We start from the raw sequence: 7,199 nt of genomic DNA, 5'->3' as shown, positions 1-7,199 counted from the left end.
ATAAAATCAACTTCTCTATGGCAGCGAAAATTTGCCATAAATTTCTTAAAATGGCTAAATCTTTGCCGATACCTGATGTAATAGCATGGATAGAACGTAATCTAAGAGTAGATAAAACAGATGAGCGGCATTTTATCCGTAATCTACGAGGTATAGGTGCCTGTAGTTTCTTGTATAGAGTAGCTTAGTTCCTCAACCTGATATGTAGTAGCAGGCAGATCTTGCATCTGTCTGTTTGCTATGCAGAAAACGCTTAACCAAAGGCTCTAAAATGGTATAATAATGTCAATTGTTATAATCAAACAGAAACGGAACAGTTAGCTAAATGGCATTGTTGGTACCTATGCTTGCTACAGATGAATTTAAAAAGATAATTAAGGATCTTTCAATTGAAGCAAGTACAGTTGTTCAAAAGATAAATAATGGCGAAGTTATTAAATTCATCAATACTAATATTAATGAAATATTTGAATCTGAAGTAGAGGTTATTGGAATTGAAGAAGTTACTTTGAATTATATAGAAAAATATAAAAATGGAATAAGCGAAGAGGCCTATAAGTGGTTAGTATTTCATTATGATTATTTATTACTGGATCGTTTTGAGAGTTTTGAAACTATATTTGAAAAATATCCATATCTATTTGGACAAATTTTTAAAACTGGTCATTACGAAGAAGTAAGGAGTCTTAGAGAAGAAACAGTTTTTGATATTTTTTCTAGGGTGTATAGAAAAGAAAAAAGCCCTTTAAGAAAGACGGTTGATCGTGTTGTTCCCATTTTAGTAGAAGATATTCTTCAATTATGTAGTAAGGCAACAAAGGACAATGTTTTCTTTGTTGAGCGCACTGTGAAAAGATTTGTAAAATGCTTAAATGATATTAAAAGTCCATATGTAAATCAGTTTAATGAACCATTAAAGATAATTGAATCGCTACTGGATGAGAGTGTTAAAGAAAATGGACATCATACTAAATTAAAAATACCGACAGATGAAATCGTAGATTTGTGGAAAAAGCAGAAAGAATGGGAAAAAAGATTTATATCTCTTTCTCATGATTGGTTAGTTCAGGACGATGGGAAAATAATGTTTAAAAGTCGTTTAGAAGTTGATGCGAATGGTAAAAAAAGATTCTTTGATGAAATATGTTCTAATAGTAACTGCGATGATTATTATACAAGATCTTTGCAAGATAAACTCAGCATTGTAAGTGCGATAGAAACGGGTACTATTCTTTCTATTATGCAAGATGCAAATATGTATAGTGAGTTGATGGGAATGCTTATGAGTGTAATGGAGTTAATATCTGATCGTTTCAATTGTGGTATAGAGAATTTTGAAAAGGATATAAAAATTCTAGACAAGCATTTACAAATGAGTATGCAAGCTAATGATTATGATGCTGATACGCAGATTGCGTTATGTTATGGAGCGTCTATGTTTATTTGTGCGTTGATAGATAAATTTATGAAGTCGTTGTACTTATATGTAGTGGGTGTCGAGAAATATATATCTATCGATAAGGTTACTTTGGGACAGACATTGAATCCAAATGATACATTTATGAGAGCTTATTTAGGTGAAAAGCATATAAGACATTTAGCTTACTTTTTAAGTAAGGATGGAGAGCGAGAAAGGATTATTGGCTATAATTATAGAAATTCGTTAGCGCACTGGACTATCAATCCTGATTCAGTGTCAATTAGTTTGGTTGGCCAATTGATGTGGTTATTTATAGATGTAGTAAATACAATTTTCACGAAATTATTGTTTGAAAAGTAAAAGTTAAAAGACTAACGCATAAAATCGAATTAGACTTTCGATAAGTCGAAAATTCTATTTGTAAATAGTGACGGGCGAGTATAATGTAATCTAGGACTATTCATGAGGGGAAAAGGTCCTTTAGCTCCAAGTGGATAATCCCCATAAGAAAGGAATTATATGGCTATATCTTATAATGGATTATGGAAATTACTGATCGATAAGGAAATGAAAAAAATGGATCTTGTCGAGAATGAGAACATTGGCATAAGTAGTAGTACTCTTGCGAAGATGAGTAGAGGAGAAATTGTATCTATGAGTGTTCTTGAAAAAATTTGTTTGGAATTAGATTGCGATTTTGGAGACATAATAAGTATAGACAGAAGCAAAAATAAATAATGAGTAGTAAGAATACTACTAACAGAAAGGAAATAGTAATCATGGCAGATAATAATACAGCTGAAATTGGATTTGAAAAACAAATTTGGGATGCCGCATGTGTTCTGAGAGGAAATTTAGATGCATCCGAGTATAAGAGTGTTGTTTTGGGTTTGATTTTCCTTAAATACATTTCTGATAGATTTGATGAGAAGTATAAAGCACTTGTTGAAGAAGGAGATGGCTTTGAAGAAGATATTGATGAATATACATCAGAAGGAATTTTCTTTGTACCAGCCGGAGCACGTTGGAGCGAAATAGCAGCAAAAGCACATACATCTGAAATTGGAACAGTCATTGATGATGCAATGCGAGCAATTGAAAAAGAGAATAAAAGATTGAAAGATATTTTACCAAAGAACTTTGCTCGTCCAGAACTTGATAAAAGAAGACTTGGAGATGTTGTAGATCTTTTTACTAATATTCAAATGATTGAACATGGAAGTGAAAAAGATATTCTTGGGCGTACTTATGAATATTGTTTATCAATGTTTGCTGAACAAGAGGGAAAAAGAGGTGGAGAGTTCTTTACACCTTCCTGTGTTGTTCGTACGTTGGTAGAGATATTGAAACCATTCAAGGGACGTGTTTATGATCCGTGTTGTGGGTCAGGTGGTATGTTTGTTCAGTCTGCAAGATTTGTTGAGAATCATAGTGGAAACATAAGCAACATTTCAATTTATGGTCAAGATTCAAATCCTACAACATGGAAAATGGCGCAGATGAACCTTGCAATAAGAGGTATTGAACCGGATCTTGGAGAATTTTCTGCAGACACATTTATGGATGATCGCCATCCGACATTGCGTGCAGATTATATTATGGCAAATCCACCTTTTAATCTTTCAGATTGGGGAGCGGATAAATTAAAAGATGATGTTCGTTGGCAGTATGGTATGCCACCAGCAGGAAATGCAAACTTTGCATGGTTACAGCATATGATCTATCACCTTGCGCCAGCAGGACGTATTGGTATGGTCCTTGCAAATGGATCTCTTTCATCACAAACTGGTGGAGAAGGTGATATTCGTAAAAATATTGTGGATGCTGATTTGGTTGAATGTATTATTGCTATGCCTACTCAGTTATTCTATACGACTCAGATTCCAGTATCACTATGGTTTATTAATAAACAGAAGAAACAGGCGGGAAAGACTTTGTTTATTGATGCACGTAAGATGGGCACAATGGTAAGCCGTAAATTACGTGAACTTACTGATGAGGATATACAGAAACTAGCAGACACTTATACATCGTTTGTGGAAGGAAGCTTAGATGATGAAAAAGGTTATTGTGCTGCTGTTGAGACTTCCGAAATCGAGAAGCAGGATTATATACTTACCCCAGGACGTTATGTAGGCATTGAGGAGCAGGAAGATGATGGAGAACCTTTCGAAGAAAAGATGGACCGTCTAACATCAGAATTATCCGAAATGTTTGAAAAAAGTCATGAATTAGAGAACGAAATAAGAAATAAGTTAGGAGCGATTGGGTATGAAATCTAATTGGAAAGAGTATACCGTTCAAGAATTGATAAATTTAGATATGCTTGAAGAACCATTAGATGGTAATCATGGCAATATTCACCCTAAAGCATCTGATTATGTGTCTGAAGGAGTTCCGTTTATCATGGCGAATAATCTGATAGGCGGGCATGTAGATTTTGATAATTGTGCATTTATTACAGAAGAACAAGCAAAAACTTTGAGAAAAGGTTTTGCAAAACCAGGTGATGTATTGTTAACACATAAAGCAACAATCGGAAGAACAGCTATAGTTTCTGATCAGTATGATACGATTATCCTGACACCACAAGTGACTTATTACAGAGTGAAAAAAGGGATAGACAATCGTTATTTGAAATACTATTTTGATTCAAACGAATTCCAAATGACATTAAGTAATTGGGCGGGCTCAGGAAGTACAAGAGCATATTTGGGAATAACTGCTCAACATAAACTGCCGATTGTGTTGCCACCGTATGATGAACAGGTTAAGATTGCAAAGATTTTACGATCATTAGATGACAAGATTCAGATAAATAAGGAGATAAATAAGGAGATAAATAAGAATTTAGCAGCTTAAATGTCAATGACAGAGATATCCAGCTCACCAGACATCAGGTGAGGGAGCAATGTGTCTCGTAACGATGCCAGGCAACGATTCTCCGCTTCTAAAATCCGCTGTTGCTGAAATAAAGGTTCACAGAAATTGGCAAATTTCTGAAGGTTTTTATCATCAGGAATAATAGCCGGAACTGTACGCATTGTACTGCCAGATATTTCTTTGAAGGTTGAACCTGAAGCCATGTTTTCTATAGTAGGTAAAGCATTCTTCAGGAAGAAATAAACAAAGGCAGTACCAACATTGCTATTAGGCACAACAGATTTAAAACCTTGATTTGTTGTAACCTTCCCATCGGCGATAGCAATATACCCGATTGGTGCACGAGAGCTAAACAACACTGTTCCTGCCGGCATTATAGAAGCACTGCTGTTTTTTAGGCCAAGCTCGGTAATATCGTCAGCGCCATGTGAAATGAATTTGGACTTATCGACAGATAAGTCCTTGGGGGTAATCCAAGCGATACCGTTATCAGTATAATATTCCGGCTTAGATTTTGAAGGCGTACTACCACCTACAACTGTGCCAATATCGCTGATTGTACCTTCAGGCCAAGAAGGATCAGCATTAGCTATAAACAGGTGATTAAAATATGCCTCAGCTTGCTGCTCTAAATTCTTATTTAGTTTGATTAGTAAGTTTGTTTGATTTCTTTTAATTCGTTCTCTGAAATAAGTTTAAAAGGAGAATGAATTATGAAACAAATGATTATAGATGAGATCATGCAGCAAATGCAGGGCTGTTTGGACAATGTTCAATTAGGTAAGTTGCATGATGTAATGGAGTATGTTTTTCATAATTATGACTTTATGAAGAATGAAATAATAGAAGATAATGACGAAAGTATAGAGTTACTTGATGCATTTGTAGCGGCTAAAAGAATAGAAGGGTGTTCAGAGAAAACTTTAAATTATTACCGTACTACAATTGAGAATATGTTGGATGTTGTGGCAAAAGGTGTAAGGCATATACAGACGGACGATCTTAGAAAATATCTCACTGGATATCAGGAGAAAAATGGTTCAAGCAAGGTGACTATTGATAATATAAGAAGAATTTTGTCGAGCTTTTATTCGTGGCTGGAAGATGAAGATTACATTCTTAAGAGCCCTGTTAGACGAATACATAAAGTTAAGACGGGTTCAGTTATAAAAGAAACATATACAGATGAAGAACTAGAAAAAATGCGCGATGGTTGCAAAGAAATGCGAGATCTTGCATTGATAGATATGCTAGCATCGACAGGAATGCGAATTGGTGAATTAGTTCTTTTAAATAGAGCAGATATTAATTTTAATGAAAGAGAGTGCATTGTTTTTGGTAAAGGCGATAAGGAACGAATTGTCTATTTTGATGCACGAACAAAGATTCATCTTAAGAATTACTTGGAACGTAGATCTGATGACAATCCAGCACTTTTTGTTTCGTTAAGAGCACCATTCAAACGAATTAAGATAGGTGGTGTGGAATCTAGACTTAGAGATATCGGTAAGGAACTTGGTATTGAAAAAGTTCATCCTCACAAGTTCCGTAGAACTCTTGCAACGATGGCGATTGATAAAGGAATGCCGATTGAGCAACTCCAACAGTTGCTTGGTCATAAACGAATAGATACAACATTGCATTATGCAATGGTTAAACAAAGCAATGTGAAAATTGCTCACAAAAAATATATAAGTTAGGAAGGTGATTTTTTGGCAACATTACGTGATTATATCAAAATAAAGCATGGTTATGCCTTTAAGGGAAAAAATATAAGTACAATTGATAATAATATTGTCCTAGTAACTCCAGGAAATTTTGCGATTGGAGGAGGATTTAAAGAAGAAAAATGTAAGTATTTTGATGCGGAATATCCTGATGATTATGTATTAAAAGAGGATGATTTGATTGTTACAATGACAGATTTAAGTAAGGCTATTGATACATTGGGATATAGTGCTTTGGTTCCAAAATCAAAAGGAAATAGGATATATTTACATAATCAACGTATTGGATTGATATCTATTGAAACAGATAGCTTAGATAAGCATTATCTTTATTGGTTTATGAGAAGTCCATATTACCAAAGGACAATTGCATCGACATCGACAGGCTCCACAGTACATCATACATCTCCAGATAGAATTATGGATATTGAAATAGATTTGCCAGAGTTGATTGAACAAAAAAAGATAGCTGGATTATTGGATAATATTGAAGAAAAAATAGCAATTAATAATGAGGTAAATAAGAATTTACAGGCGCAAGCATTTGCTCTTTATTCCCAAATAATTATCGATAATGCTGATAACACTTGGACGCCAGGTGTATTGTCTGATATCGCAGATATTACAATGGGTCAATCTCCAAAAGGCGATACCTATAACGAAGATGGGGTTGGTACTGTCTTCTTTCAGGGACGTGCAGAATTCGGTTTCCGATTCCCAACCAGAAGACTCTATACGACTGCTCCGAAGCGAATGGCTCTGGCTAATGACACTCTTATGAGTGTTAGAGCGCCTGTTGGTGATATAAATGTTGCCTACGAAGATTGTTGTATTGGTCGTGGCCTCGCTTCAATCCATTCAAAAGATAATCACCAATCTTACGTACTTTATACAATGTTTAATTTACGTAAACAGCTCCATATTTTTAACGGCGAAGGTACTGTGTTTGGATCTATTAACAAAGATTCATTAAATACAATGCCAATAGTCATTCCTCCGATAAAAGTTATAGATACTTTTGGAGAAATCGTAGCACCTATGGATAATGCCATTCGTAATAATTATGCGGAAATATGCCATCTTACAAATATCCGCGACAGTTTGCTTCCACGTCTCATGTCTGGTGAACTTGATGTTTCAGACATAGATATTTAAGCCACTAAATTCTT

At 34.9% G+C, this 7,199-nt stretch carries 8 protein-coding genes; 7 read left to right on the top strand and 1 reads right to left on the bottom strand.

The genetic code is table 11. The annotated features are described in order from the left end of the window. The 5 genes from BM146_RS19870 to BM146_RS14230 form a co-directional block, all read left to right on the top strand. Positions 1–188, top strand: a 188-nt coding sequence (locus tag BM146_RS19870; RefSeq protein WP_207649933.1) for a hypothetical protein, incomplete at its 5' end; no start/stop codon positions are given. A 155-nt stretch (positions 189–343) separates the two neighbouring features. Further along, a complete protein-coding gene (locus BM146_RS14245; RefSeq protein ID WP_207649932.1) occupies positions 344–1,780 on the top strand; it encodes a hypothetical protein in 1,437 nt (478 codons plus the stop codon). 159 nt (positions 1,781–1,939) lie between these two features. Beyond that, positions 1,940–2,158, top strand: coding sequence for a helix-turn-helix domain-containing protein (locus tag BM146_RS14240; RefSeq protein WP_074890453.1), 219 nt, complete (start codon positions 1,940–1,942; stop codon positions 2,156–2,158). A gap of 41 nt (positions 2,159–2,199) precedes the next feature. Next, on the top strand, positions 2,200–3,702 hold the full coding sequence (locus BM146_RS14235; RefSeq protein WP_074890465.1) for a class I SAM-dependent DNA methyltransferase: 1,503 nt from the start codon (positions 2,200–2,202) through the stop codon (positions 3,700–3,702). Continuing rightward, complete coding sequence (locus BM146_RS14230; RefSeq protein ID WP_083413571.1) at positions 3,692–4,282, top strand: restriction endonuclease subunit S; 591 nt, start codon at positions 3,692–3,694, stop codon at positions 4,280–4,282. Before BM146_RS14235 ends, BM146_RS14230 begins: the two co-directional genes overlap by 11 nt. Here the strand turns inward: BM146_RS14230 and BM146_RS14225 are convergent. Then, a complete protein-coding gene (locus BM146_RS14225; protein WP_278308517.1) occupies positions 4,279–4,896 on the bottom strand; it encodes a restriction endonuclease subunit S in 618 nt (205 codons plus the stop codon). The two genes, BM146_RS14230 and BM146_RS14225, sit on opposite strands and share 4 nt — an antisense overlap. Before the next feature lie 120 nt (positions 4,897–5,016). Between BM146_RS14225 and xerA the strand changes: the two genes are divergently transcribed. Continuing rightward, positions 5,017–6,003 (top strand): site-specific tyrosine recombinase/integron integrase, encoded by a 987-nt coding sequence (xerA, locus tag BM146_RS14220; RefSeq protein ID WP_074890449.1) that lies wholly within the window; start codon positions 5,017–5,019, stop codon positions 6,001–6,003. 12 nt (positions 6,004–6,015) lie between these two features. Then, a complete protein-coding gene (locus tag BM146_RS20050) occupies positions 6,016–7,185 on the top strand; it encodes a restriction endonuclease subunit S (protein ID WP_083413570.1) in 1,170 nt (389 codons plus the stop codon). Positions 7,186–7,199: the final 14 nt, after the last annotated feature.

It is taken from the genome of Butyrivibrio proteoclasticus (assembly GCF_900115735.1).
In the GTDB taxonomy this organism is placed as follows: domain Bacteria; phylum Bacillota; class Clostridia; order Lachnospirales; family Lachnospiraceae; genus Butyrivibrio; species Butyrivibrio proteoclasticus_B.
Note: the sequence above shows the minus strand (reverse complement) of the source record. Positions and strands in the feature narration are given on the sequence as shown.